The organism is Arthrobacter sp. TmtSoilC48, assembly GCF_059739425.1.
On sequence record NZ_AP046049.1, the window covers coordinates 1718495 to 1742921 of the forward strand.

The following is a 24427-nucleotide window of genomic DNA, read 5'->3' on the forward strand; positions in this document are numbered from 1 at the left end:
TTCTCCTTGTTCTTATTTTTGAGTTACGGACGTTTGTTTGGGGAGCTGTTGTTTAGCCTGGCAATCCTGGCAGATGCCCTGATACAGGACGTCTGCGATCTGGATGGTCATGGGCTTGGAATTTTCATCCCAGTGCGGTGTGAGGCACGGTGCGTGTCCCACGGCGCAGTCCACGTCTTCCACGCGGCCGCAACTGATGCAGACGGCGTGGTGGTGGTTGTCGCCAACCCGGGTTTCGTAGAGCGCCGGAGAGTGCGGGGGTTCAAAGCGGCGCAGCATCTGCAGATCCGTGAGGTCGCTGAGCACAACGTAAACGGACTGCGCCGTCAGTTCAGGGAGCTCTTTGCGGGCAGCGGCAAGGATGCCTTCCGCCGGGGAGTGCGGATGGTGCTGGACCGCGGCCAGCACTGCCAGCCGCTGTTTGGTCACACGCCTGCCGTGGGCATGCAGGGCACTGGCCCATGCTTCCTGGTCGGCTGTGTGATCGGTCATGCACCCATTGAAGCACTTATTTTGATCAGTTCACAATAAGGCAAAGCTAACTTCCGACAAATTAAACAAATCCACCATCGGATTGGCTTCCTCCGCAGCAGATCGACCCACCGCATGGATCCGCAGGGTTGAACCCGGATTCCCGCCTTCGCCCGGACTCCCGCCTTCGCCCGGACTCCCGCCTTCGCCCGGACTCCCGCCTTCGCCCGGATCCCCGCCTTCGATTGCTACGCAGCTGAAGCCGGTGAGTCCACTGGTCAACGGCAGGGCACCCAGGGCGCTCCCCATGGCAACGAGCTCCGCTGGAAGGACAGCGGAAATCGCGGCGGCACCGCTGGCGGGCTCAATCACACTGTGATGGCGGGCTGCATCAACTGTCGCCACCCGCGGGAACGGCGCCGGCGGGAACGGCACCGGCGGTAACGGCACTTGGACGGGTACGACGCCGGACGTGGCCGAAGGCGCGGACCCCACCTGACCGGTGGGTGCTTTCGCAACGTTGGCGGCACTGAGCTGGAGAGAATCCCGGATCCGCGCATCCACGACGTCCAGGATGTCCTCAGGCACGGGAACGCGATGGTGGGCCGGCAGCGCGAGTTGGCGTCCCGGCGTCGTGCTTTCCGATTCCCAACGAGCGAAGAGGTGGAACGTGGGCGTGGACGACTCAGCCACCGGCTCGCCGATAGCCGCACCCAAGGGGTGCCACCGGTGGGCGAACATCACGGTGAAACGCTTCGCTCCCAGGACCTCGTCCAAGGCTGCCCGGAGGAGGTTGTGGCAGAACAACCAGTCGGCCGCCGAGGTTTCAGTAAATTCCGTGGAAGGGTCCGAGAGGCGGATCAGCACGTGCCCGGTGGTCAAAGGGTGGCGCGGCCTGGCAAGTTCCCAGATGCCCGAGCGGAACAGCAATCGTCGCGACAAGACCATGTGGACTCCTTCCCCGGGTGAGCCTACCAATCAGTGCGTTACGGCGGGAGACGCACCATGGAAGCCAAACGGACAAGGACGTCACTGGGGTCGCTAGGGTGGCTAGGTGGCGAAACTACTGGCAGACATCACCCCGATCAAGGAGAGCCCGGCATTCCGGCGGCTTTGGCTCGGAGCCTCGGTGGCTGCCATCGGTACCCAGCTCACGTTGGTGGCCGTCAGCTTGGAGGTTTACCGCCTGACCCAGGAGAGTTTTTATGTCGGCCTCCTGGGAATCTTCGCGCTGGTTCCGCTGATCATCGCAGGGCTTTACGGCGGCTCCATCTCCGATGCCTACGATCGCCGCAAAGTTGCCCTGATCGCATCATTGGTCCTTTGGGTCACCACCGCTGGCCTCGCACTGCAGGCCTGGCTGGAGATCGGCAACATCTGGTTGCTTTACGCATTGGTTGCCATCCAAAGCGGCGCACAAGGCATCAACGGTCCAGCCCGCAGCGCCATCATTCCGCTGCTTGTCCGCAAGGATCTGCTCCCGGCGGCGAATGCGTTGAGCATGCTGACGTTCGGCCTGTCCATGACTGCCGGGCCACTCCTGGCGGGCGTGCTGGTGGCCACGATCGGTTTCGGATGGACCTACACGATCGATGTCATCAGCTTCACTTTTGCCCTGTGGGGCCTTGCCAAACTCCCGCCGCTGCCACCGTCCAAAGATGCCGTCCGGCCGGGGCTTCGCTCCGTTGTGGAGGGCTTCCGGTTCCTTGGCACGCGGCCCAATGTCCGGATGACCTTCATCATTGACCTCATCGCCATGATCTGCGCCCAACCCCGCGCCCTGATGCCTGCAATCGGTGCAGTCATGATTGGCGGCGGTGAAACAACCGTGGGCCTGCTGTTGGCATCCACGGCCGTGGGAGCCTTCCTGGCGGGCTTGTTTTCCGGTCCCCTTGGCAGGGTGAGGCGCCAGGGCAGCGCCGTGGTGTGGTCGGTGGTCGGATGGGGTGCCTCGATCGCAGGCTTTGGCCTGGTGGTGTTGCTGGCTGGAGATTCGGGCCGCGAGGGCGTAACACCCTGGCTCCTCCCGGCTGCCCTGTGTTGTGCGCTGGCGGGGATTTCCGACTCTGTCAGTGCGGTCTTCCGCACCACCATCCTCCAGGCCGCCACGCCAGACCACCTGCGCGGACGCCTGCAGGGAGTGTTCATCGTGGTGGTCGCAGGAGGGCCTCGAGTGGGGGATATGCTGGCCGGCGGTGTCACGCAATTCCTCAGTGAAGGCGGCGTGCTGCTGATCGGCGGAATCGTCTGCATTCTCCTGGCCTGGCTGGCATCGCGCCTGCAGCCGGGCTTCGTCGCGTACGATGCGAAGCATCCGGTGCCCTAGCCGGCAGCCTCTGGCAGGGCAGGGCGGGGCAGGGCAGCCCAGGCCTGCCTGCTGCGGAACACGGCGACCGCCGTCGGCGTTAATCGGTACAGAACTGTTCGCGAGCCAACGCGAGCCAACGAGAGTGGAAGAACAACCGTGCACAAACACAACAATGGACTCAAGACCGCGGCGCTTTTCGGTGTGCTGTGGGCGGTGCTGTTGGGTTTGGGCGCCATTATCGGAGCCGGTACGCGGAGCACCACCCCCATCTGGATCTTTGCCCTGATCGGGGTAGCCACTACCGCCTACGGATACTGGAACAGCGACAAGATCGCCATCCGCTCCATGGCGGCCTATCCGGTCAGCGAAGCGCAAGCCCCGCAGCTGTACCAGATCGTCCGGGAGCTTTCCGTGCGGGCCAACAAGCCCATGCCGCGGATTTACCTCTCGCCCACCATGACGCCGAACGCCTTCGCTACCGGGCGCAGTCCCAAGAACGCCGCTGTCTGCTGCACCGAGGGAATCCTGCATGTCCTTGATGCCCGCGAACTCCGGGGTGTCCTGGGGCACGAGCTCATGCACGTGTACAACCGGGACATCCTGACGTCGTCCGTGGCGGCTGCCGTGGCGGGCGTGATCACGTCCGTGGGGCAGATGCTGTTGTTCTTCGGCGGCGGGGACCGGCGCAATGCCAACCCGCTCGCGATGATCGCCATGGCGCTCCTGGCGCCGTTCGCGGCCTCACTCATTCAGATGGCGATCTCCCGCACCCGGGAGTACGACGCCGATGAGGACGGTGCCGAGCTGACCGGCGACCCACTGGCGCTCGCCTCGGCGCTGCGCAAGATCGAATCGGGCGTCTCCCAGCTTCCGCTCCCACAGGATCAGCGGCTCGTGAATGCCTCGCACCTCATGATCGCCAATCCGTTCCGTGGCGGTGGCATGCGGCGTTTGTTCTCCACGCACCCGCCCATGAAGGAGCGCATCACCAGGCTTGAGCGGATGGCTGGGCGGCCGCTTTCGTAAGGACGCGGCTTTCCCAGGGCTAAAACGTCGTGAACCCGCTATTCCGTGGTCGGCCAACAACGGAATAGCGGGTTCACGACGTAATAGAGAAATCAGCCTAAGCGAAAAGTCCTTCACCGATGAAGCCGCCCTGCTGGATCCCCGGAGGCACGGCAAAAAGGCCGGAGCCCGTGTGCTTCAGGTATTCCACGGACAACGTATCGCCCTTGGCCAGAGCCAGCTGCATGGGAACGTAGTGGGTCCGCGGATCCTTGACGAACGCGATGAAAAACAGCCCCGCGTCCAGATGCCCGAGTCCGTCTGAGCCGTCGGTGAAGTTGTAGCCGCGGCGAAGCATCCGCACACCCCCGTTCTGGTCGGGGTGGGCCAGGCGGACGTGCGAGTCCAAGGGAATGAGCGGGTCACCGTTGCGGCCCGCGAGCTTGAAATCGGGCGCCGTGAATTCTTCGCCACCGGACAACGGCGCCCCCACGCCCTTCGTCCGCCCTATCAGGCCTTCCTGTTCACGCAGGGACGTCCGGTCCCAGATTTCGATGTGCATCTGGATCCTGCGCGCCACAAGGTAGCTGCCGCCCCTCATCCACTCTTCACTCGGCGAAGCCGGGGAACCTACCCAGACATGCTCATCGAGGAGGGCTTTGTCCTCAACTTTGAGGTTGTTGGTGCCGTCCTTGAACCCAAAGAGGTTGCGGGGCGTCACCTGCGCACGGGACGTGGAGGACGTGCGGCCAAAGCCCAATTGGGACCAGCGGACACGCACCTTTCCGAAACCGATGCGCGCAAGGTTGCGGATGGCGTGAACGGCTACCTGGGGGTCGTCGGCGCAAGCCTGGACCACGATGTCGCCTCCGGTGCGGCCAGGTTGAAGGTCATCACCGGGGAAATGCGGGAGGTTGATCAAGGCTTCGGGCCGGCGACCGTCCAAACCGAAGCGCACCTTGCCGTTCTTCTCGAACAGCCCTGCGCCGAAACCGAAGGTCAACGTCAATTTCGCGGCGGCCAGGTCCAGCGCCTCACCGGTGTCTTCCGGCGGGGCCTCGTAGGGGCCATCGACGGCGCCGGTCGCACCCGTCGTGCGGCCCGCCGTCATGGCCTCAGCCGCAGCAGTCCAATCCTTCAGGAGCTTGATCAGCTCTTTCCGGTCCTCCGTGGTGACATCGAACGCAGCCATGTGAAGGCGGTCCTGGGCCGGGGTGGTGATGCCGGCCTGATGCTCGCCGAAAAAGGGAACAACAGCATCCCCTGCGTCGGATTCCGCAGCCGATGCAGCACCGGCCGTGACCAGGTCGTGGCCCAGGAAACCTGCGGCGAGGCCAGCGACTGCGCCAGCGCCGCCCACTCCGGCAAGGGAAAGAAGGCCACGGCGGGACAGCCGGGAGGTGCCGGCGGTTCCCGACGCACCGCCGTCGGACGTCGCCGTGGAGCGTTCGACGCCGGTCGCCTCGCCGGCGCGGGCTGAAGCGTCAGCCTCACTACGATTCACATTCAGTGGCTGTCCGGCACCTGGAGCCTCCGGGGCTTCGCCGGTGTGCCCGTAGGGGCAGCCGGTCACAGCACGACAGCCGAGGTGAGCTTGGACAGTGGCTCGCCCAAGGAATCGACCAGGGCGGCGAGCTGCTGGATCTGATCCTGGCTCAGCTCGTTGTAGTAGGAGAAGCCATCGCCCTTGGCGTGCTTCTTGAGCTCGGCCTGGAGGGCTGCGAACTTCTCGTCCAAGGACTTGGCGAGCTCGGCGTCTTTTTGCTCCAGGGCCGGCTTCAGGCTCTCGAAAGCGATGCGGGCGCCGTCCACGTTGGCCTGGAAATCCCAGAGGTCGGTGTGCGACCAGATCTCTTCCTCGCCCGTCACCTTACCCGTGGCAACCTCATCGAGGAGCTCCTTGGCGCCGTTGCCCAGCTTGTCAGCCGTCAACTCCACTGTGCGGGTACGCGTTGCGAGGTCTGCAGTATCTGCAACCAGCTGGGTCGATATCGCGCTACGTTCGGCCGGGGTCATGGCGGTGTAGTCCGCAGGCGGGAACAAGTCCTTCTCTGCGCGGTGCCATCCGGTCCATTCCTGGCCGGGCTCGAGATCGGCCTCGCGTGCATCAAGCTTGGGATCGAGATCGCCAAACGATTCTGCAACGGGCTCGATCCGCTCCCAGTGCATGCGGGTTGCGGCATACAGTTCACGGGCCTTTGCGGCATCGCCGGCTGCGAAGGCGTCTGCAAAGGCCTTGGTGCCCGTGACGAGTTGCTCCGTCTGATCCTTGACGTAGGCGGCATACTGCTGGGAGCCGGTCTCAAGAAGTTTTTGGAAATCGGCGTCCGCGCTCGGCTTGTTTCCGGACTCTGTGACCTCAAACGAAGCCCGGATTCCATCGCCCTGCATACCCGGCTTGCAGGCGGTGTTGTACTTGCCTGCAGGAGCGGTGACCACCAGGTTCCGGGTAATTCCAGGCCCGATGTTTTCCACTTCGCCGATGATCCGCAAACCGTCCTCGGCCAGCAGGTAGAACTCGGTGACCTCGGTGCCTTCGTTCTTCACGGCAAACGTCAGGTTGCCGCTGGGAGCAGTACCTGTGGAGACCTTGCATTCATTCGCGGTGCTGCTGACCTGGATCGGCCCATCTGTGGCCGCCGTGGTTTTTGTATTGTCAGTGCAGCCCACCAGAACCATGGGGACGGCCGCAGCCACACCGATGACGGTGAGGGTCCTGCGAAGCTTCGGGGAAGAGGGGGACAGGAACGTGCCAAGCATGGGGGTCCTTTGGGTTGTGGGAACGAGCGGGGTGCGAGGCCTGCGCGCGGGTTGGGGGGTGCGGGATCGTACGGCTGAACAGTGTTTACTGCTGAACCGTAGTTACTGCTGAACGGTACTTATTGCTGGACGGTACTTACTGCTGGACGGCGACTGCGGGCTTCGGGGCCGTCGTCTTCGCTGCCGCCGCCGGAGGATGGGAACGGTTGGCCCGGATGTACAGGAACAGGACCGGGATGACGTACAGCAGCCAGGCTGCTGCTTCCAGCCACGTGGTGGCCGGGGAGAAGTTCAGCGTGCCCTTCAGCAAGGTTCCGTACCACGACGACGGCGGAACCGCAGCTGAGAGGTCGAAGGCCAGGCTATGCAGGCCGGGAAGGATGCCGGCTTCCTGGAGATCGTGGATGCCATAAGCAAGGACGCCGCCGGCAATGACGATGAGTCCCACTCCAGTCCAGGTGAAGAAGCGGCCCAGGTTGACTTTGAGGACGCCGCGGTGAAGCAGGTATCCGAGGCCGGCAGCTGTCAGGAGTCCAAGCAGGGCGCCGAGGAGGGGGAACGTGGTTTCGCCGGTGGCTTGCGCCGCCGCCCAAATGAAGAGCGCCGTTTCAAGTCCTTCGCGGCCCACGGCCAGTGCCGCAACAAGCACGAGGCCCCATGCGGCGCCGTCGGCTGCTTTATCCACGTGGGACCTGAGGTCGCTTCCGAGGCTGCGGGCGGTGCGCGCCATCCAGAAAACCATCCACGTTACGAGGCCGACGGCAACAATGGACAGCCCTCCGCCGATCGCTTCCTGGGCCTCGAAGGTGAGGCCCCGTGGGCCGAACGTGAGAAGAGCGCCGAAAGCGAGGGAGATGGCAATGGCCAGCCCGACGCCGGCCCAGAGCCGGGGGAGCAGCGACTGCCTGCCGCTCTTGATGAGGTAGGCCATCAGGAGGACCACGATGAGCGAGGCCTCGAGGCCTTCACGCAGGCCTATCAGGAAGTTGGCGGTCATGTGCGTTTCTTTCACTCAGGGGAGCCATACTTAGGCTTGCCTAATGATGAAGAATACTGCCGCGGTACGATTACGCAAAAAGTTTGTGCCCTAATGTCCCGTGTCATTACGACAATCGATGTAGTCCTGCCACAAAAAACCGGGATCCAGCGCCCTGAGCGGCGCCGGACCCCGGCTTTTATGACGCTGGCGGTGCAGCGTCCGCAGCCTAGCTGCGGAAGTTCACGAACTGCAGGTCTGCCTCTTCGAACTTTTTGAGGATGTTCATGGTTTCCTGCAGGTCATCGCGGGACTTGGAGGTGACACGAAGCTCGTCGCCCTGGATCTGGGACTTGACGGACTTGGGCGCTTCGTCGCGGATGATCTTGTTGATCTTCTTGGCGATGTCCTGGGCGATGCCCTCCTTGATGGTGCACTCCAGCCGGAATTCCTTGCCGGAAGGGTAGGGCTCGCCCTGGTCCAGGGACTTAAGGGAGATGCCACGCTTGATGAGCTTGGACTGGAAGACGTCCAGGACGGCGAGGACGCGATCCTCCGAGTTGGCTTTCATCAGGATCTTTTCGCCGCTGAAGTCAATTTCCGCGCCGACTCCCTTGAAGTCGTAGCGCTGCGCGATTTCCTTCTGGGACTGGTTGAGCGCGTTGGCGACCTCTTGCTTGTCTACCTTGCTGACGACGTCGAATGTTGATTCGCCTGCCATGACTCTCCTTAGGTTGGGGGCCCGGTAAGGGCGGTTTGTCTGCCATCCAGCCTAGTACGGAAGGCGCGGGATGGGGCCGTGGATAACTTTCACAGTTCGCTCACAGCACATGCTTGGTTGGAACCGAGGTGGATCTTTGAGAGTTGTACCAGTTGGAAGAGCCCATCCCCGGAGGTAAGCATGAGCCACAAAGCCGTCCACTACGTCACGAAGTCCGCATCGGCGGCAGCTGGTTCGATCGGTACGGCAGCGGCAGCCGCGGCGAGTGCGGTGGCAGCGGTGACCGTGGCGGCGTCGATCGTCCTGAGCCCGGTGCCGGATGCGGCCTCGCGGATGGACGGCGTTCATGCGGATTTGCAGCGCGCGGTGGAGCTCAACCAAATCACGGCTGAGCAAGCAGAAAAGTTTGAAGCGAAACTGGCTGGCCGGATCCTCGGAGAAGCCTGAAATACAGGCCATTCCGGCGTGTCCGCCCTCGATTAGATTCTTGGCCGGAAGTTCTGTAAGGTTGTCTCTGCCTTCGGTTACCGGATCGAAAAGAAACGGTCTCCGGAAGTGATCTTCTTTTGAAGTTCGGCAGATTACCCGAGCGGCCAAAGGGGGCTGACTGTAAATCAGCTGGCAACGCCTACGGGGGTTCGAATCCCTCATCTGCCACCCAAGGGAAATCCCCGGAACCATCAGGTTCCGGGGATTTTTTTGCGCTACAGCTCTGTGCTCTCCCGAAGTTCTGCGCTCTTCCGAAGCTCCGCGATCTCACTCCTTAGCGCTGCAATTTCAGTGACAAGGTCTGCCAATTCAGCGCGGACCGGTTCTTCGGCGGCTGCCGCTTTGGTTTCCGCGGCCGCCGCGACATCCTCCGCGTTTTCCTCGATTCGTTGCACCAGCCACGAGGCAATGGAGGCCGTCACGATACCCAGGACGGCAATCCCGCTCATCATGAGCGCTGCCGCCACGATCCTGCCGATGGGGGTGACGGGGTAGAGGTCTCCGTAGCCAACTGTGGTGATGGTGGTGATGGCCCACCATGCAGCGTCGCCGAACGTCAGGATCTTGGCGTCTGGCGCATTCTGCTCCACATCAAGCACTGCCAGGGCGCCGATGAGCACCAACATGGCGGCCGAGCCGGCAACGTATGTGGCCACGCGTCCGCGCAGGGTTTCCCCTACTGTGCGTTGCAGTACGGATAGGAGCGTGACCAGCCGAAGGAGCCGGAGCGGCCGAAAGAAGGGGAGCACCACGATGAGGAGTTCATGCAGGTTCCAGATGAACCATCGCCTTCGATCCTCGGCCAGCCAAAGGTTGGCGAAGTAGTCCAGCGCGAAGATCCCCCAGGTAATCCAGAGGATTATTTCGAAGGGAAGGCCGGCCGCGCCGTCCACGCGTCCTATGACCTGCCAGGCATATGCGGCGAGGAAAATCAGTGCCGTCGCCATGAGGGGCCATTCGACGAGGTCCCGGTATCGCGCTTGAGTCATACGGGAATCCTAGCCACAGCACCAATGCGCGCCACTGGGAAACGGGTCAGACGGTGGGAGTCTCCAGCCAGTATCCGTCCATGTGGTGAACCAGTTGCCGGCCCAAACCGCCCTTGAGCTGCACCCAGAGTGTGCTGCGGTCATCGGTCATGCCGTCGATGGTTCCTTCGATGCGGTTGCCCCGGGCGTCCCGGAGTACCACGTCCTGGTGCCGTGCGAGGTCGGGCCAGACGTCCGCGTGCGGCTTGGTAGTCAGAGTGCTCAAAGGGATCTCCCTGGTGGGTTGGTGTTTCCGGGTTTCAGATATTGTGCACGGGATGGATGAACTGGCGGTAAACGTTTGTGCAATCGTTGGACATAAAGCGTTGGATGTACTAACGCAGCATTGGGACTGTGTTCACCATGCGGCCGGCCTTCCCCCAGAAGTTACTCGCGGGTAACATTGCTTGCATGCATTTGCTTCTTCGCACCCTCATGCTGCTGTTCACTTCATCCAGGCGTTCGCCCTTGGGTGCTTGGGAAACGTCTTCGTTGCCTCTGCGTGTTTTGCCGACGGACATCGACATCGCGATGCACGTGAACAACGGTATGTATTTCTCCTTGATGGACCTTGGCCGTTTCGACCTCATGGTTCGGAGCGGTATTTGGAGAAAGATGCGCAGGCGCGGCTGGAGTCCCGTTGCAGCGGGAGAGACCATCGCTTTCCGCAAGTCATTGCAACTGTGGCAGCGCTACTCCATCGAAACGCGCATCATTGGACTGGACACCAAGGCCATCTACTTTGAGCAGCGCATGGTGGTGGACGGAGAGATCTACGCCCGCGCCCACATCGCAACCCGCCTGGTGAATAAAGGGAAGCCGGTGACGCAGGAAGAGATCATTGCTGAGTTCGGTGCGCCACCGGCTGATCTGGAATTGCCGGATTGGATCCATGAGTGGCGGGAAAACAATGCGCTCCCAGGGGCGCGCCGGCCAGCTCCGCATGTGTGGGCCTAGGGGAACTCAAACACCGACGTCCCGCCGCTGGAGTGCAACCGCGCCCAGGACGATAAGCGCCGCAGAGATGCCAAGCAAGCCTGCTGCGGCTCCCCAATCAGCGCCGTTCGTCACGGGTGAATTGCCGTACGCCCAGTGGTACGGCGAAAGGTTCAGCAGCCACTCGACGTCGGGGCTTTGCCTGCCAACCGCGTTGAAGACATAACCGAGGACGGCGACGGCGGCACCCGCGGCAATCGCATAAACCTTCCGTCCCGTCAGCGCACCTACGCACAGCGCCGCTGTTCCGCTCAGCAATGCCAAAGCGGCAAACAGCACTACCGCGCCGAAGAGATGCCCGACGTCGATATCCAGTTTCGAGGGCCCGTTCAGCACCAGCACCAACAGGAAGACCACGGCCGAAAGGATCGCGACGCGCACCACGAGGGCCAGGGCGCGTTCAAGGACCACCTGGATCCGGGTCACGCTATGGGCCAAGGTCAATTCCAGCAGCCCCGACTCCTCGTCCGCGCCCACCGCAGCCGCGCCCCAGCCAACGGAAGCCATGGACATCAGCAGGAAACCGATCAAACCGAACAGGGTGGCCTGTGTGTAGCCAGGTCCAGTAGCTATCTGGTCATAGTTCAGGGCCTTGGTCATCTCCTGGGGGAGTGCGTCGATCATTTGCTGCATTTGCGCGCTGCCCCCGATAGACGGATAGAGGGGCAGGTACAGCATGATCGCAGCCGTCAGTCCCAGGGTCCACGCGAGAGTGGACCGCCACGAATCAGTGAGGGCCTTGGTGAAGAGAGGGAGGAACTTAGGCATGGTGTGCTCCTTCCGTGTGGCTCACGGATTTGTGTCCGTTTCCGTTGCCGACGTAATGCCCCGTCCCCATATAGTTCCCCGTGTAGAGAGTCAGCACGGCTTCCTCCAAATCCGGCTCCTCCAAAACGAGGTCTGTGAGGTTCAGCCGGGCCAGTTCCTGCACCAGTGCCTGGACCTGACCCGAAAGTGTCGCCGTTGCTTCGATCGCGGCTTCCGCTGCGCCGTCACCAGCAAGCTCCCGCAGCACAACATTGGCGACGCCCGGCACCCGCGCCAGCAGCGCGCCGACGTCGTTCTTTTCTGCGCCGGCGGCGTTGAACCGCAACTGCCGTACGGCCGCGTTCCTCAACGCCTCAACAGTGGAGATCGTCACGATCCCACCGTCGCGGAGTATGGCTACGGCGTCGGCGGCCTGCTGGACCTCGCTCAGTACGTGTGAGCTGAGGAAGACCGTTGCGCCGTCGTCAACCACTTCGCGGACGAGTGCATGGAACTCCTGTTGGACCAGGGGATCCAGGCCGCTGGTTGGTTCATCGAGCACCAGGAGTTCGGGGCGGTGCATGAACGCCTGCAGGAGGCCGAGCTTCTGTTTGTTCCCTTTGGAGAGCTTTCGGGTTTGCCGGTCCAAATCCAGATCCAGCCGCTCTGCCAACTCGTTGACATATTTTGGCTCTACCGGGCCGCTGATGGCCGCGAAGTGTTCAAGCATGCGCCGGCCCGTGGTTCGGTTCTCCAAGTGGAGTTCCCCAGGGAGGTAACCGATCCTGCGGCGCAGCCCGGTTCCGGCGCGACGTGGATCCTGCCCCAACACTGAAATCGTTCCCGCGCTTGGCCGGATGATGTCCAGAAGGCAGCGCATGGTGGTGGTCTTGCCCGCTCCATTCGGTCCAATAACGCCGAAGACCGTTCCCGGTTCAACGGCGAAATCGAGTCCGTGGAGGACCTCGCGCTGGCCGAATTTCTTGCGCAACCCTTCGACGACGATTGCCTGGGTCACGGGGCATGCTCCCTTCCTTGGTTGTTGGCGTCTTGCTGCAGGGCGTCGCGGGCCGCTTCCAGGAACCGCGAATCCGCATAGAAGCCGTTGGTGTAGATGTCCAGCGCCGGGATGGTCAGTTGCCGCAGCAGTTCCGGTCCTATGCCGTGCGGTTCTGTTACGTCCGCTCCCAGCGCCCGTGAGAGGTGCCTGCCGAGCATGAGCATCGCGAGGCTGTTGGATGCAATAACGACGGCGGTGGACCGGACGTCGTTGAATTCGCGGATGGTGCCGGCCGCGATGCCGGCCTCGATGATGTCCTGCGTCTGGCGCACCACGGCGTCGAAGAATGCGTCGCCGGCCTCGGACTCGTCGCCCAGGGAGCGGCGAATGTAGGCGATCTCATCCGCGTACTGGTCCGGGTGGTTGAGGTAGTCCTGGATCAATTGACGGGCCGCGGCAGGGTCGGTTTTCTCCTTGCCCTGGCTGGCGGTCTGCGCGAGGACGTGCTGGTCGCAAGCTTCGCGCAGACCGGCCTTACTGCCGAAGTGGTGGATCACCAAGCCGGGGCTGACCCCCGCCGCAGAGGCCACCGCCCGGACGGTGGCAGGACCGAAACCATCACGGCCGAACAGTCCAATAGCGGCATCGCGAATGCGAGCCCGGGTGGTCAGATCTTCTGCGGTTAAACGCATGTTTAATACACTAAACATCTGTTCAAGCCGTATCAAGAGGCTGGGATTGAAAGGATCGCGGCTGCCTGGAACATAACGATGTGACACCAAACGCTGCGTCGCCGCTGCCTCAACTGCCGCCGTCGAACATACTGGCTTGACTGTCTTCGTGGGGGAGCAGTGACGGCGCCTGGGCGCCCGAAGATGCAGGGGTAGAGAAGTGGGTTGTACAGGGTCGGCTTCATCGTCGAAGAGAAGCAAAATTGCCGGGTCATTTGCGGCGCTGCTGGTGACCTTGGGCCTGCTCGGAACCGCTCTACCCGTGCAAGCCGCGCCATCATCGGGGAGCATCCAGGTTCAGGCCACCACGCCTCCCGTTACAGGCGCCATCGGCCAGCTTTTCAGCACCAGCACCTGGGCCCGCAGCGTGCTGATCCGCCCCACGGCAGCGGAGGAATGCTCAAGCACAGGCTGCGTGCAACGGTTTGTCGGCGGCGATATCGCGTGGTCGGCCCGCACGGGGGCCCGCGTAGTGGTCAATGGGCCAGTGCGCACCGCATGGTGGGAGGCCAACGGTCCTGCCGGCTATCACGGCTATCCCACAACAGACACTGCAAGCGGCTTGCGCAATGGAGGTTCCAAGCAAGTCTTCGAACGCGGAGCGATCAGTTTCTCGCCGGCAACGGGCGCCCAACGCACAACGGGATCCATCCACTTGGCATGGGGGAGAGCGGGTTTTGAGGCTGGTTTCCTTGGGTACCCGGCCGGAAACGAACGCACCGGACTACCCGACGGCGGTGCCTACCAGGTCTTCGAACACGGCTTTGTTGTATGGTCGCCAGCGACGGGGGCACATCCCTCCATGGGTGCCATCCGTGAACGCTGGCGCCAATCCGGGCTGGAAAGCGGCGAGTTTGGCTACCCCATCACGGATGAAGCGACGGGACTGCGCAATGGTGGCTCGTCACAGCAGTACCAGCACGGAACCATCATCTGGTCGCCTTCGACCGGCGCGAGGGCCCTGACGGGAGCCATCAGGAGCTACTGGTCCGCGACTGGCGGCCAGAACGGTGCCCTGGGATATCCGGTCGGCGAGGAAAACCGGCAAAACGACTTCGTCTACCAACTCTTCCAGGGCGGCACGGTCTATTGGTCGGCGGCAACGGGTGCGCATTCAACCACGCACGGCGATGTCCACAACCGCTATGTGGCCCTGGGTGGAGCTGCCGGTCAATTGGGTTTGCCGCTCACGGACAAACTTCCGCGGGCCGGGGGCCTGGTGCAGCAGTTCGTCAACGGCTGGCTCGTCTGGGGGCCGGCCACTGGAGCGCGGATTGTGGGGCACTCCACATACAAAGTGTGGTCCATCAACCCGGGTGAGTTCGGTTGGCCGTTGCGTGACACCTGGACAGATGCAAGGGGCTCGCACGTCGCCTTCCAAAAGCTGGAAACCATTTGGAACGATTCCACGCAGGAGCTGTATTCAGCCGAAACAGTAGACGCCTCCACGGTGGTGTTCCTTGGCGACTCGCAGTTGGACCTGGATTCATGGGGCGAACAGGGTGCCCGGGCCGCTGGCTATACCCGCCAGGTGGTCCGGAGCATCGGTGGGATGGGATACGTTTCGGGGAGCCCGGCGGTTGGTGGCAACTCAGCGACGGATGCCCTGGTCCTGGACCGGATCCTTTTGCCCCAAGGGAACCCAGGTCTGGTGGTGGTGACTCTTGGCGGAAACGACGCCCGGATTTTTGCCACGGATGCCGCGATCCTGTCCCAGGCCAACCGGTTGTGGGATGAACTGCGCCGCAAATATCCCCGCAGTACGATCCTTGTCACCGGTGTTCTCTCCCGCTATGACGCCAGCCATTTCCAACGTCGATGGGTGGACGGGCTCTTGACCCGCGAAGCCGCTCTCCGGGGCTGGCCCCGCATCTCGATGTCCGGCACAGCAACTATCGCCGGGGCTACCTGGAACTACCTGGATGATGTGCACATGAACCAGACCGGGCACAACAAGGTGGCCCCGTTCTACGCGTCCGCGCTCAAATACGTCTTGGGCAAGTAGCCGTTTATTCCCGTTGACGCGGGAAGCGAACAAGGCCCCCCTCCACGGGACTTAGCGGGCGGGGTCGCGTACCGTGGAAACATGGCTACAGTTGACATCACTGGAGAACAGTTCGCATCGACCATCGAAGGCAATGACATTGTCCTGGTGGATTTCTGGGCTGCCTGGTGCGGCCCGTGCCGCCAGTTTGCGCCCACTTACGGGGCAGCCTCGGAGAAACACCCCGATGTGTTCTTCGCGAAGGTGGACACCGAGGCTGAGCAGCAGCTCGCCGCCGAAGCCGGAATTACGTCGATCCCCACGCTCATGGCCTTCCGCGAGAAAGTGCTTGTCTTCTCCCAGCCGGGTGCCCTCAACGGCCAGCAGCTGGAGCAGGTCATCGAGGCCGTGAAGGGCCTGGACATGGAAGAAGTCCACGCGCACGTGGCCAAGGCACGTGCCGAGGCCCAGGAAAGCTAGACCAAACGCGGCGAAATCGCCGGAAACGCATTGAGGTCGCCGGGTAAATTCCGGCGACCTCGATGCGTTCGGGCGTTTCCGCGTTCTTCCAGCGGTTTCGCGACGTGAAGAGCCTAGAGCCGTTCGAGCTGGACCGGCTCGGCAAGCAGCGCACTGAGGGATTCGTTCAAGTCCTGGACGGCAATGCCCTTGGAGTGCTTCTCCAAGGCCTCTTCAGACTCCCAGCGCTCTGTGAGCACCAGCTTCTCCTCGGTGGCTTCGGTCAGTTCATAACGGATGCAGCCGGGCTCGTTGACGACCTCGTCGATCGCGATTTCCAAGGCGAGCTTCACGCGGAAGAACTCGCCGTCGTTGGGGATGAACGTGGCCTGCAGGTCGATGGGTGCACTCATGGATCCAACCCTACCGGGAGGACACGGAGGCGATTGTCCACTTTACGGTTCTGTTGCGCGGACTGTCTTGGTAGCGTTCGGTCATGTTGTCCTACACCGCCGGAGACACTGACGTCCCGCTGCTTGAAGAGACCATCGGTGCCAATTTTGAACGCATCGCAGCACAGTTCCCGCTCAGGGACGCCCTGATCGAAGCAGCTGCCACACCCGGCGGGGACGCCCGTCGCTGGAGCTACGAAAAGCTTAACGACGACGTCGATCACCTCGCCCGCTCGCTCCTCGCCCTGGGCCTTGAGAAGGGTGAGCGCATTGGCATCTGGAGTCCGAACTGTGCCGAGTGGACCATCCTGCAGTACGCCACGGCAAAGATCGGGGCCGTGCTCGTCAACGTCAACCCGGCTTACCGCAGGCACGAGCTGGAGTTCGTGGTCAAGCAGAACGGCATGCGGATGCTCGTGGCTGCGCCCTCCGACAAGAACAGCGATTATGTGGGCATGGCCAGGGAGACCGCGGGTACGTGCCCTGAACTCAGGGAGATCGTTTTCCTCCCCGGAGATCCGGAAGTTGGCCTCTCAGCCGGTGTCCCGGAGGCCGGCCACGAACTGACGTACGCTCAACTCCTGACCCGGGCGGACGGCGTCGGGCCTTCTGCTCTACGGGACCGCATGGCCGAACTGGATCCGCACGATCCCATCAACCTTCAATACACATCGGGCACCACGGGCTTCCCGAAAGGTGCCACCCTAACGCACCACAACATCCTCAACAACGGCCACTCGATCGGCCGCCTTCTGGGATATACGGAACATGACCGCGTGGTGATTCCGGTCCCGTTCTACCACTGCTTCGGAATGGTGATCGGGAACCTGAATGCCCTGAGCTTCGGGGCGGCAACCATCATCCCAAGCAGGGGGTTCAACCCATCCGCGGCGTTGGAAGCCGTGCAGGACTTTGGTGGCACGTCGCTTTATGGCGTTCCCACCATGTTCATTGCCGAACTCGCGCTGCCCGACTTCGCCACGTTCGATCTCTCCACGCTCAGGACGGGCGTCATGGCGGGGTCGCTGTGTCCCATCGAGGTGATGCGCCGGGTCATCGATGAAATGCACATGGTGGACGTGGCCATTTGCTACGGCATGACTGAGACTTCGCCGGTATCCACCATGACCCGGGCGGGGGACACTTTGGAGCATCGGACCAGCACAGTGGGCACGACCATGCCGCACCTTGAGAGCCGGATCGTGGATCCGGGTACGGGTGAAGTGGTGGAGCGCGGCGTCATCGGAGAGCTCTGCACCCGTGGATACGCGGTGATGCAGGGCTACTGGGGCCAGCCGGACAAGACGGCCGAAGCCATTGACGCTGAGGGCTGGATGCACACGGGCGACCTCGCTCGAATGGACGAGGACGGGTATCTGGTGATTGAAGGCCGGATCAAGGACATGGTGATCCGTGGTGGCGAGAACATCTATCCCCGGGAGATCGAGGAATTCCTGTATCTGCATCCGTCCATCCAGGATGTGCAGGTAATCGGTGTTCCGGACGCAAAATACGGGGAGGAGCTGATGGCTTGCATCATCCTCAAGCCCGGAGTCTCGACGCTCACGGAAGAGGACATCGCCGAGTACTGCCGTGGCAAACTGGCGCATTACAAGATCCCCCGGTATGTGGATGTCCGCGAGAGCTTCCCGATGACCGTCTCGGGCAAGGTCCGGAAGGTAGATATGCGCCAGGAAGCCGTGTCCCGCCTGCACCTCTAGATGCAACGCGGGGTCACTTACGGCCCATGTTGACGACCTTCATGGGCCGTAAGTGACCCCGCGTTGCTGTCATCGGTATCCGGGCTGTGGATAACTCCGTGCGGGCAGGGCCAAACCGACACACTGGAATGCATGGTCCGTATCAACCCTCTGCCCGACGAACTCCAGTACCGTGCTTTCACGACGTACGAGTCCCGCGAGCTCGGTATCCCAGCTAAAAGGCTCAGGGCAAAGGACATTTCCGACGGCGGACGGCTGATTCATCTGCCAACGGGACGTGAGATGGAACTGCTGGAACGGGCGCGGGTTCTGGCCGCCGCAACACCCGGGGCCTGGGTATCCCACGAAACTGCCGCACTTCTCACGGGTTTGGGGCTTCCCCCTTGGATGGGCGGGGGAGACGCCATCCACCTGAGCAAACCGCACATCCTCCCGAGGGTCCGCCGTGGCGGGGTGACGGGCCACAGAGTGCGCGTCCACCCCGGTGAAGTCATGGATTTCGAGGGAGTACCGGTTTCAGTTCGTCCTCGCACCTGGCTGGACTTGGCCAAGGACCTGCCGCTGAACTACGTGATCGCGATGGGCGATCAGCTGATCCGTCGCCCTCGACCAGCCTTCGAATCACGGTCCGAACCCTATGCTTACCCCTCTGGTCTGCGGCTGTTAATTCGACAACACCCCAACCTCCAAGGCGTGGAGAAAGCCCGCCTTGCGCTGGACGAAATGAGGGTGGGTGCGGACTCGTATCCAGAAACATTCCTTCGTTTGGCCATGCGGGATGCCGGCCTTCCGGAACCTGAACTCCAGCTGCAGTTGGACCTGCTGGATCCGATGTCACCGAGGGCCGACCTCGGGTACCGGCGGTTTCGAATCGCAGTGCAGTACGACGGCGCCCATCACCTGACACGTGAACAGCAGTCCCGGGACAACCGGCGCGACGAGGCATTTCTCAGAGCGGGGTGGTCCTACTTCAAAGTCAATGCAGACGACCTTGCCGAAGGCTTCGCCGGGGTGATCTCCAGGATCAAGAGGGTATGACCCAACGCGGGGTCATTTACGGCCCTTTGGACGAGCAAACATGGGCCCTAAGTGACCCCGCGTTGCTTTAAATGGTCAGTGGCCGCGGTGGTCCTGGACGGTCATCCGCGGGCCGAAGGTGGGCTTCCGGAAGCCGCTCAAGTACAGCATGCGGACCAGCCGCTGCCTTTGGCCGCGCCAAGGTTCCAGCAGCTCCAGCATGCCGGCGTCGTCGATCTTCCGTCCCAGCAACGCATAGCCCACGAACGACGCAAGATGGTAGTCGCCCACGGAGATTGAATCCGGGCAGCCGTGGGTCCGCTGGACCACTTCCGCGGCAGTCCAAACGCCGATTCCGGGAATGGTCTGCAGTTTGGCTCCGGCACGGGCTGGGTCCAGGCCAGCCAAACGTTCAAGCGCGACGGCGGACTGCAGCGCCCGCATCACTGTTGCCGAGCGTTGTGGCCCCACTCCCGCCTTATGCCACTCCCAGGACGGAACGGCCAACCATTGCCGGGCAGTGGGAGGTACGAGGAGCCCGGGAGGAGCCGCACTGCCGGGGGCTTTGGTTCCGAAACGGTACATCAAGTACCGGTAGCCACGCCTTGCCTCCAAGGTGGTGACCTTTTGCTCCAGAATGGTGGGCACCAGCGAGTCAACCAGCCGCCCGGTGGAGGGTAGCCGGAGAGCCAGGTTCCGGCGTCGTGCTTCAGTGACCAGGCGCGGGAGAGTTGCATGGAAGACGGGTTCGTCAAAAGCGGACCAATCATCGTCCGCGCCGAGCAGCCGTGGTACGCCGGCAATGGCGTGCTCTGCGCCGGGCCCCCAGGCCTGCGCATCGACAAATGAATCAGGTCCAAGGCCGCCTGCGGAAAGCCGCAGGGTGACTGCTCCTGAAGGAGTAGTGAAGGCCATCCAGAACCCGTTGGGATGGGCCGCGAAAGAGGGGTCGGCATTGCCCCGCATCAGGGGAAACATGGTTTGGTCGAGCCTGTAGGAGGCGCCGGGGTGCCATCGTGCGGAAGCGTCTGCCGCAGCCGCAACAAGGGGCGGGGCGTCTGCAATGGTCATGTTTTCATCGTCCCACGGCTGGCTGACAATTCACTCCTGCAAGCCTCTTACGGCGGCCGCTTCCCGGGTCTAGACTCCCTGATGTGGCGCGGGTGGGCCGCGTCCGACCCCCAGAATCCAGGAGCGCAAACCATGGCCGGAATAGTGCATTTCGAGATTCCCACGGATGACAACGACAGGGCGAACACTTTTTACCAAAGTGCTTTCGGCTGGAATCTCAGCCCTATGCAGGAAATGGATTACACGATCGCCATCACTACTCCGTCCGATGAACAGACCGGCAGGCCCAAGGAACCCGGAGCCATCAATGGTGCCCTGTTCCCCCGAACGGACAACCTGAAAAATCCCATCCTCACCATAGACGTGGATGATGTGGATGCTGCCCTCGGCCAGGTGGAATCCGCGGGTGGCTCCATCGTTCAAGGTAAGGACGCCGTCCCCGGCATGGGCTGGTACGCGTACTTCAAAGACACCGAGGGCAACATCCTGGGCCTCTGGCAAACGGACTCCTCTGCCGGGAAGTGATGCTCCGCACGTGGGGCACGGCAGGGCGGACTACGGGCAGGCGGTAACTTTGTACCTATGAAGTACGCCCAGTCTGTGTTGGACCTCATCGGCAATACGCCGCTCATCAAGCTCAACCACGTAACGGACGGGATCAAAGCCACCGTCCTGGTCAAGCTCGAGTACGTCAATCCCGGCGGATCCATCAAGGACCGCATCGCCGTGAAGATGATCGAAGAAGCGGAAAAGGACGGGCGGCTGCAGCCGGGCGGAACCATCGTTGAGCCGACGTCGGGGAACACCGGAGTCGGCTTGGCGCTCGTAGCGCAGCAAAAGGGCTACAAATGCGTCTTCGTGGTGCCTGACAAGGTGGGCGAGGACAAACGGGCGGTCCTGGCCGCGTACGGCGCGGAAGTCGTGGTGACGCCCACAGCTGTTGCCCCCGACAGCCCGCAAAGCTACTACGGCGTCTCAGACCGCCTGGTTAAGGAAATTCCCGGCGCATTCAAGCCGGACCAGTTCTCCAATCCAGCAGCCCCGGGCAGCCACTTCGAGTCAACAGGACCGGAGATCTGGCGCGATACCGACGGCAGGGTGACGCACGTCGTCATAGGCGCCGGAACGGGCGGCACCATCACCGGCACGGGCCGCTTCCTCAAGGAAGTTTCGGCAGACCGTCCCGCGTCCGACGGCGGCCGGGTCAAGGTCATCGGCGCGGACCCCGAGGGCTCTGTGTACTCGGGCGGCACTGGGCGCCCGTACTTCGTTGAAGGCGTTGGCGAGGACATGTGGCCAGCGAATTACGACAAAACCGTCCCGGACCAGGTCATTGCCGTTTCGGATGCCGATTCGTTCGCCATGACCCGCCGCCTGGCACGTGAGGAGGGCCTCCTGGTGGGTGGCTCCTCCGGCATGGCCGTGGTCGCTGCACTGGAGGCCGCCAAGGACCTGGACGAGTCCGCGGTGATTGTGGTGATTCTCCCCGATTCGGGCCGCGGCTATCTTGCCAAGATCTTCAACGATCAATGGATGCGCTCCTACGGTTTCCTTTCCGGCGGCGAAGAGTCATCCGTGGGCGAGGTGCTGAAGTCCAAGACAGGAGAGATGCCGGACCTGGTCCACATCCACCCGAACGAGACTGTTCGGGACGTCATCAACATCATGAACGAATTCGGCGTCTCACACATCCCGGTCCTCTCGCAGGAACCGCCCGTAGTGATGGGCGAGGTCCTGGGCGCCGTTGATGAGCGCAGCCTCACTACCAAACTGTTCCGTGGCGAAGCCAAACTCACGGACAAGATCTCGGAACACATGGGGGAGCGCCTGCCCGTTATCGGATCCCTTGAGTCCATTTCCGCGGCACGCGAGCTCTTGTCCGACGTCGATACTGTGATGGTCACGTTCGTTGGGGCGCCAGTGGGCATCCTGACTCGCCACGACCTTTTGGCTTACCTGAGCAACTGAGCGCCACGCGCCCACTTCCAACTGTTGAACACTGAAAGAGGAGCTTCCATGTCCGTCAACAACAACGCCGGGTTCAACACGAGGGCCGTCCACGCGGGCCAGGCCTTCGAACCCCGGACAGGCGCTGTGGTGCCGCCTCTGCATTTCAGCTCAACCTACGCCCAGGACGGGATCGGCGGCCTGCGGTCCGGCTACGAATATGGCCGCGGCGGCAACCCCACCCGCGACTCCCTGCAGGAACAGCTGGCGGCCCTCGAGGGTGGTTCCGCCGCGTTCTCGTTCAGCTCCGGCCTTGCTGCCGAAGACTCGCTGATCCGGGCTGCGGCCCGCCCCGGGGACCACATCGTCCTGGGCAACGACGCCTACGGTGGCACGTACCGCCTCATCGACCGTGTGCTCGGCGACTGGGGCATTGGCAACACTCCCGTTGACATGTCCGATCTCGATGCTGTGGCACGTGCTGTCGCAGCGAACAAGACGCGCATGGTGTGGGTGGAAACCCCGTCCAACCCCTTAATGAAGATCACCGATATTGCCGCGCTCGCCGCCGTCGCGCACGACGCCGGTGCCCTCCTGGTGGTCGACAACACCTTCGCGTCCCCCTACTTGCAGACCCCGCTGGACCTGGGTGCCGACGTCGTTATCCATTCCACCACCAAGTACATCGGTGGCCACTCGGACGTGGTGGGCGGCGCGATCGTCGTCAACGATGCCGAGCTTGCCGGGAAGATCGGTTTCATCCAGTTCGCTGTTGGTGCCGTTTCGGGACCGATGGATGCTTTCCTCACCACGCGTGGCCTGAAGACCCTTGGCGTGCGCATGGACCGGCACAGCGAGAATGGACAAGCTGTAGCCGAATGGCTGCTGCAGCGTCCCGAAGTTGAGGCGGTGCTCTACCCGGGCCTCCCGGACCACCCCGGCCACGAACTCGCTGCCAAGCAGATGAAGAAGTTCGGCGGCATGGTCTCTGTCCAGTTCAAGGGCGGTGAGGCGGCAGCGCGTACGGTTGCCGAATCCACGTCGATTTTCACCCTGGCTGAATCGCTGGGCGGAATCGAATCCCTCATGAACTATCCCTCGGAGATGACGCACGCATCCGTCAAGGGAACCGAACTGGCCGTCCCCGTGAACCTCTTGCGCCTCTCTTGCGGCATCGAGGAGTCCGAGGATCTCATCGCGGACCTTGAGCAGGCCTTCGCCAAGATCAGCAACGGCTAACACTGTGGCTTCTTCTTCACCCAGGGTTGTTTCGGCTGCCCAGCGAGGCTGGATCCTGACCGTCGCAGGCGTGCTGACCCTCGCCGTCGCCGTTTGGTTCCTCTACACGGACTACCAGCCGTTCCTGAACGACTTCGAGGTCTATTTCTACGGCGGCGGCAAGGTTCTCGAAGGCGGGGATCTTTACGCTGTGCGCGATGGCCTTCCGTTTACTTACCCGCCGTTTGCGGCCCTGCTCTTTGCCGGCCTCGCAGCAATGGGTTTCTTCGCCAGCAGCATGGTCTTCATCATCGCGGCCTTGGCTGGCGCCGCAGTGGTGGCGGCCTGGTTGGCACGGCACTACTTCGGCCTGAAGACGTGGCGTTCAGCATTCGCCGACTATCGCTTCAGGACCACGGCTTTGGTGGGAACGGGAGCCATCCTGCTTCTGGGCCCGTGGCGGGACACGTTCGTTTTCGGCCAGATCAACATCATCCTCATGGGCGTGATGCTGGCGGACTTCGCGCTCTACGGTAAGGCGCGGGCGGGCCTGATCCGGTGGCCTGCAGGACTGTTGATCGGCCTGGCCGCAGGCGTGAAGCTCACGCCGCTGGCATTCGGACTGTATTTCCTGGTCCGCCGGGACTTCAAGGCCCTTGGATGGATGGCCGCTGGATTCTTCGGGTCCATCACCATCGCGTGGGCCATCCTCCCGCAAGCATCCCTGGCATTCTGGACCCGGATCCTCCCAGATACCGGGCGCATCGGCGGTCCGGCCTACGTGGACAACCTGTCCGTCAAGGGGCTGCTCCTGCACTTCGGCATGCCGGATTCCACTCTCACCAGCGTGGTGTGGATGATTCTTTCCCTGGTCCTGGCGGCCCTTGCAGCAAAGGTCATTAAGTGGGCCGTGGATGTTGACGAGAACTTCATCGCGGTCTCGGCCACGGCCATCCTGATGCTCCTGATCAGTCCCGTCTCCTGGTCCCACCACTGGGTCTGGGTGGCAGTAGCCCTGCCGAGCATGGCCTTCGCGATGCATCGGGTGCCGTCCCGCAGCGGGCGCATGCGGACGGCAGGGTGGATCATTGTGGCCTGTTCCACGGTTGCTTTCTATATGACGCCGAAGAACCTTGCCGTCTGGGCCGGTGCTGCCGAGTGGGGCAAGGACCCCCAGACGCAGTGGCAATTGATGGTGTCCAGCCTCGGTGTGGTGTGCGGAATCGCGCTGCTGGTGTACTGGGCCCTGGCTTACCGGCCTTCGCGCACGGGCCTCGTTCCAGCCGGGATGCCCGCTGGGCGCGTGGCTTCCTGACCTTCTTTGCC

The 24427-nt window shown here is 62.7% G+C and carries 25 protein-coding genes and 1 tRNA gene; 13 read left to right on the forward strand and 13 right to left on the reverse strand.

Annotated features, from left to right (window positions below; all coding sequences use genetic code 11):
• Nucleotides 1-12: 12 nt before the first annotated feature.
• Together AC6I97_RS08110 and AC6I97_RS08115 are read right to left on the reverse strand one after the other, a co-directional pair.
• Nucleotides 13-492: a Fur family transcriptional regulator gene (locus AC6I97_RS08110; protein ID WP_224088431.1), complete on the reverse strand. Its 480-nt coding sequence runs from the start codon at nt 490-492 to the stop codon at nt 13-15.
• Between the two features lie 30 nt (nt 493-522).
• Nucleotides 523-1419, reverse strand: coding sequence for a hypothetical protein (locus AC6I97_RS08115; RefSeq protein ID WP_497944645.1), 897 nt, complete (start codon nt 1417-1419; stop codon nt 523-525).
• A 106-nt stretch (nt 1420-1525) separates the two neighbouring features.
• Between AC6I97_RS08115 and AC6I97_RS08120 the strand changes: the two genes are divergently transcribed.
• Nucleotides 1526-2797: an MFS transporter gene (locus tag AC6I97_RS08120; RefSeq protein ID WP_497944646.1), complete on the forward strand. Its 1272-nt coding sequence runs from the start codon at nt 1526-1528 to the stop codon at nt 2795-2797.
• A gap of 138 nt (nt 2798-2935) precedes the next feature.
• A complete protein-coding gene (htpX, locus tag AC6I97_RS08125; protein ID WP_309925647.1) occupies nt 2936-3805 on the forward strand; it encodes a zinc metalloprotease HtpX in 870 nt (289 codons plus the stop codon).
• 97 nt (nt 3806-3902) lie between these two features.
• On the opposite strand, the gene efeB is transcribed toward htpX, so the two are convergent.
• From efeB to AC6I97_RS08145, 4 genes are all read right to left on the reverse strand, one after another.
• The gene (gene efeB, locus AC6I97_RS08130) at nt 3903-5357 is read right to left on the reverse strand and encodes an iron uptake transporter deferrochelatase/peroxidase subunit (protein ID WP_497944647.1); all 1455 of its coding nucleotides are present in this window, start codon (nt 5355-5357) and stop codon (nt 3903-3905) included.
• Nucleotides 5354-6544 (reverse strand): iron uptake system protein EfeO, encoded by a 1191-nt coding sequence (gene efeO / locus AC6I97_RS08135; protein WP_497944648.1) that lies wholly within the window; start codon nt 6542-6544, stop codon nt 5354-5356. Before efeO ends, efeB begins: the two co-directional genes overlap by 4 nt.
• Nucleotides 6545-6680: 136 nt before the next feature.
• Nucleotides 6681-7541 carry an iron uptake transporter permease EfeU gene (gene efeU / locus AC6I97_RS08140; protein WP_497944649.1) on the reverse strand — a complete coding sequence of 287 codons (861 nt, stop codon included), beginning with the start codon at nt 7539-7541 and terminating at the stop codon, nt 6681-6683.
• A 208-nt stretch (nt 7542-7749) separates the two neighbouring features.
• On the reverse strand, nt 7750-8241 hold the full coding sequence (locus AC6I97_RS08145) for a YajQ family cyclic di-GMP-binding protein (protein ID WP_018776783.1): 492 nt from the start codon (nt 8239-8241) through the stop codon (nt 7750-7752).
• Between the two features lie 180 nt (nt 8242-8421).
• Between AC6I97_RS08145 and AC6I97_RS08150 the strand changes: the two genes are divergently transcribed.
• Nucleotides 8422-8688, forward strand: coding sequence for a hypothetical protein (locus AC6I97_RS08150; RefSeq protein WP_216925007.1), 267 nt, complete (start codon nt 8422-8424; stop codon nt 8686-8688).
• Nucleotides 8689-8816: 128 nt separating this feature from the next.
• A tRNA-Tyr gene (locus AC6I97_RS08155) sits at nt 8817-8898 on the forward strand.
• A gap of 47 nt (nt 8899-8945) precedes the next feature.
• Here AC6I97_RS08155 and AC6I97_RS08160 read toward each other — a convergent pair.
• Together AC6I97_RS08160 and AC6I97_RS08165 are read right to left on the reverse strand one after the other, a co-directional pair.
• A complete protein-coding gene (locus AC6I97_RS08160) occupies nt 8946-9719 on the reverse strand; it encodes a potassium channel family protein (RefSeq protein ID WP_497944650.1) in 774 nt (257 codons plus the stop codon).
• Between the two features lie 46 nt (nt 9720-9765).
• On the reverse strand, nt 9766-9984 hold the full coding sequence (locus AC6I97_RS08165) for a hypothetical protein (RefSeq protein WP_224088422.1): 219 nt from the start codon (nt 9982-9984) through the stop codon (nt 9766-9768).
• Between the two features lie 185 nt (nt 9985-10169).
• Between AC6I97_RS08165 and AC6I97_RS08170 the strand changes: the two genes are divergently transcribed.
• Nucleotides 10170-10715, forward strand: coding sequence for an acyl-CoA thioesterase (locus AC6I97_RS08170; RefSeq protein ID WP_224165055.1), 546 nt, complete (start codon nt 10170-10172; stop codon nt 10713-10715).
• Nucleotides 10716-10721: 6 nt separating this feature from the next.
• On the opposite strand, the gene AC6I97_RS08175 is transcribed toward AC6I97_RS08170, so the two are convergent.
• From AC6I97_RS08175 to AC6I97_RS08185, 3 genes are read right to left on the reverse strand one after another with little or no spacing between them, the layout of a single operon-like run.
• Entirely contained in the window at nt 10722-11522 is an 801-nt protein-coding gene (locus AC6I97_RS08175; RefSeq protein ID WP_497944651.1) for an ABC transporter permease subunit, read from the reverse strand.
• A complete protein-coding gene (locus AC6I97_RS08180; protein WP_497944652.1) occupies nt 11515-12519 on the reverse strand; it encodes an ABC transporter ATP-binding protein in 1005 nt (334 codons plus the stop codon). Before AC6I97_RS08180 ends, AC6I97_RS08175 begins: the two co-directional genes overlap by 8 nt.
• Nucleotides 12516-13193, reverse strand: a complete 678-nt coding sequence (locus AC6I97_RS08185) for a TetR/AcrR family transcriptional regulator (protein WP_497944653.1) — start codon at nt 13191-13193, stop codon at nt 12516-12518. The genes AC6I97_RS08180 and AC6I97_RS08185 overlap by 4 nt, the downstream gene beginning before the upstream one ends.
• Before the next feature lie 301 nt (nt 13194-13494).
• Between AC6I97_RS08185 and AC6I97_RS08190 the strand changes: the two genes are divergently transcribed.
• Nucleotides 13495-15237 (forward strand): SGNH/GDSL hydrolase family protein, encoded by a 1743-nt coding sequence (locus AC6I97_RS08190; RefSeq protein ID WP_497944654.1) that lies wholly within the window; start codon nt 13495-13497, stop codon nt 15235-15237.
• Between the two features lie 81 nt (nt 15238-15318).
• A complete protein-coding gene (locus AC6I97_RS08195) occupies nt 15319-15696 on the forward strand; it encodes a thioredoxin family protein (RefSeq protein ID WP_224088415.1) in 378 nt (125 codons plus the stop codon).
• A 113-nt stretch (nt 15697-15809) separates the two neighbouring features.
• Here the strand turns inward: AC6I97_RS08195 and AC6I97_RS08200 are convergent, their stop codons facing one another.
• Nucleotides 15810-16088 (reverse strand): putative quinol monooxygenase, encoded by a 279-nt coding sequence (locus AC6I97_RS08200; RefSeq protein WP_224088414.1) that lies wholly within the window; start codon nt 16086-16088, stop codon nt 15810-15812.
• A gap of 83 nt (nt 16089-16171) precedes the next feature.
• Between AC6I97_RS08200 and AC6I97_RS08205 the strand changes: the two genes are divergently transcribed.
• Together AC6I97_RS08205 and AC6I97_RS08210 are read left to right on the forward strand one after the other, a co-directional pair.
• Nucleotides 16172-17848 carry an AMP-binding protein gene (locus AC6I97_RS08205; RefSeq protein ID WP_497944655.1) on the forward strand — a complete coding sequence of 559 codons (1677 nt, stop codon included), beginning with the start codon at nt 16172-16174 and terminating at the stop codon, nt 17846-17848.
• Nucleotides 17849-17980: 132 nt separating this feature from the next.
• Nucleotides 17981-18886 carry an endonuclease domain-containing protein gene (locus tag AC6I97_RS08210; RefSeq protein WP_224165051.1) on the forward strand — a complete coding sequence of 302 codons (906 nt, stop codon included), beginning with the start codon at nt 17981-17983 and terminating at the stop codon, nt 18884-18886.
• Nucleotides 18887-18961: 75 nt separating this feature from the next.
• On the opposite strand, the gene AC6I97_RS08215 is transcribed toward AC6I97_RS08210, so the two are convergent.
• Nucleotides 18962-19936 carry a DNA-3-methyladenine glycosylase family protein gene (locus AC6I97_RS08215; RefSeq protein WP_497944656.1) on the reverse strand — a complete coding sequence of 325 codons (975 nt, stop codon included), beginning with the start codon at nt 19934-19936 and terminating at the stop codon, nt 18962-18964.
• A gap of 132 nt (nt 19937-20068) precedes the next feature.
• On the opposite strand from AC6I97_RS08215, the gene AC6I97_RS08220 reads away from it, so the two are divergent.
• From AC6I97_RS08220 to AC6I97_RS08235, 4 genes are read left to right on the forward strand one after another with little or no spacing between them, the layout of a single operon-like run.
• Entirely contained in the window at nt 20069-20461 is a 393-nt protein-coding gene (locus AC6I97_RS08220) for a VOC family protein (protein WP_224088406.1), read from the forward strand.
• Nucleotides 20462-20518: 57 nt separating this feature from the next.
• Nucleotides 20519-21904, forward strand: coding sequence for a cystathionine beta-synthase (locus tag AC6I97_RS08225; RefSeq protein WP_497944657.1), 1386 nt, complete (start codon nt 20519-20521; stop codon nt 21902-21904).
• 48 nt (nt 21905-21952) lie between these two features.
• Complete coding sequence (locus AC6I97_RS08230; RefSeq protein ID WP_224088404.1) at nt 21953-23122, forward strand: cystathionine gamma-synthase; 1170 nt, start codon at nt 21953-21955, stop codon at nt 23120-23122.
• A 4-nt stretch (nt 23123-23126) separates the two neighbouring features.
• The gene (locus AC6I97_RS08235) at nt 23127-24416 is read left to right on the forward strand and encodes a glycosyltransferase 87 family protein (protein WP_497944658.1); all 1290 of its coding nucleotides are present in this window, start codon (nt 23127-23129) and stop codon (nt 24414-24416) included.
• Nucleotides 24417-24427: the final 11 nt, after the last annotated feature.

What these genes read in the sequence shown, in the direction of transcription:
- AC6I97_RS08210 (WP_224165051.1), top strand. Translation starts at nt 17,981, where the DNA reads ATGGTCCGTATCAACCCTCTGCCCGACGAACTCCAGTACCGTGCTTTC.
- AC6I97_RS08150 (WP_216925007.1), top strand. Translation starts at nt 8,422, where the DNA reads ATGAGCCACAAAGCCGTCCACTACGTCACGAAGTCCGCATCGGCGGCA.
- AC6I97_RS08205 (WP_497944655.1), top strand. Translation starts at nt 16,172, where the DNA reads ATGTTGTCCTACACCGCCGGAGACACTGACGTCCCGCTGCTTGAAGAG.
- AC6I97_RS08225 (WP_497944657.1), top strand. Translation starts at nt 20,519, where the DNA reads ATGAAGTACGCCCAGTCTGTGTTGGACCTCATCGGCAATACGCCGCTC.
- AC6I97_RS08110 (WP_224088431.1), bottom strand. Translation starts at nt 492, where the DNA reads ATGACCGATCACACAGCCGACCAGGAAGCATGGGCCAGTGCCCTGCAT.
- AC6I97_RS08185 (WP_497944653.1), bottom strand. Translation starts at nt 13,193, where the DNA reads ATGCGTTTAACCGCAGAAGATCTGACCACCCGGGCTCGCATTCGCGAT.
- AC6I97_RS08170 (WP_224165055.1), top strand. Translation starts at nt 10,170, where the DNA reads ATGCATTTGCTTCTTCGCACCCTCATGCTGCTGTTCACTTCATCCAGG.
- AC6I97_RS08160 (WP_497944650.1), bottom strand. Translation starts at nt 9,719, where the DNA reads ATGACTCAAGCGCGATACCGGGACCTCGTCGAATGGCCCCTCATGGCG.
- efeO (WP_497944648.1), bottom strand. Translation starts at nt 6,544, where the DNA reads ATGCTTGGCACGTTCCTGTCCCCCTCTTCCCCGAAGCTTCGCAGGACC.
- AC6I97_RS08230 (WP_224088404.1), top strand. Translation starts at nt 21,953, where the DNA reads ATGTCCGTCAACAACAACGCCGGGTTCAACACGAGGGCCGTCCACGCG.
- efeU (WP_497944649.1), bottom strand. Translation starts at nt 7,541, where the DNA reads ATGACCGCCAACTTCCTGATAGGCCTGCGTGAAGGCCTCGAGGCCTCG.
- AC6I97_RS08115 (WP_497944645.1), bottom strand. Translation starts at nt 1,419, where the DNA reads ATGGTCTTGTCGCGACGATTGCTGTTCCGCTCGGGCATCTGGGAACTT.
- AC6I97_RS08175 (WP_497944651.1), bottom strand. Translation starts at nt 11,522, where the DNA reads ATGCCTAAGTTCCTCCCTCTCTTCACCAAGGCCCTCACTGATTCGTGG.
- AC6I97_RS08145 (WP_018776783.1), bottom strand. Translation starts at nt 8,241, where the DNA reads ATGGCAGGCGAATCAACATTCGACGTCGTCAGCAAGGTAGACAAGCAA.
- AC6I97_RS08200 (WP_224088414.1), bottom strand. Translation starts at nt 16,088, where the DNA reads ATGAGTGCACCCATCGACCTGCAGGCCACGTTCATCCCCAACGACGGC.
- AC6I97_RS08195 (WP_224088415.1), top strand. Translation starts at nt 15,319, where the DNA reads ATGGCTACAGTTGACATCACTGGAGAACAGTTCGCATCGACCATCGAA.
- AC6I97_RS08215 (WP_497944656.1), bottom strand. Translation starts at nt 19,936, where the DNA reads ATGACCATTGCAGACGCCCCGCCCCTTGTTGCGGCTGCGGCAGACGCT.
- AC6I97_RS08220 (WP_224088406.1), top strand. Translation starts at nt 20,069, where the DNA reads ATGGCCGGAATAGTGCATTTCGAGATTCCCACGGATGACAACGACAGG.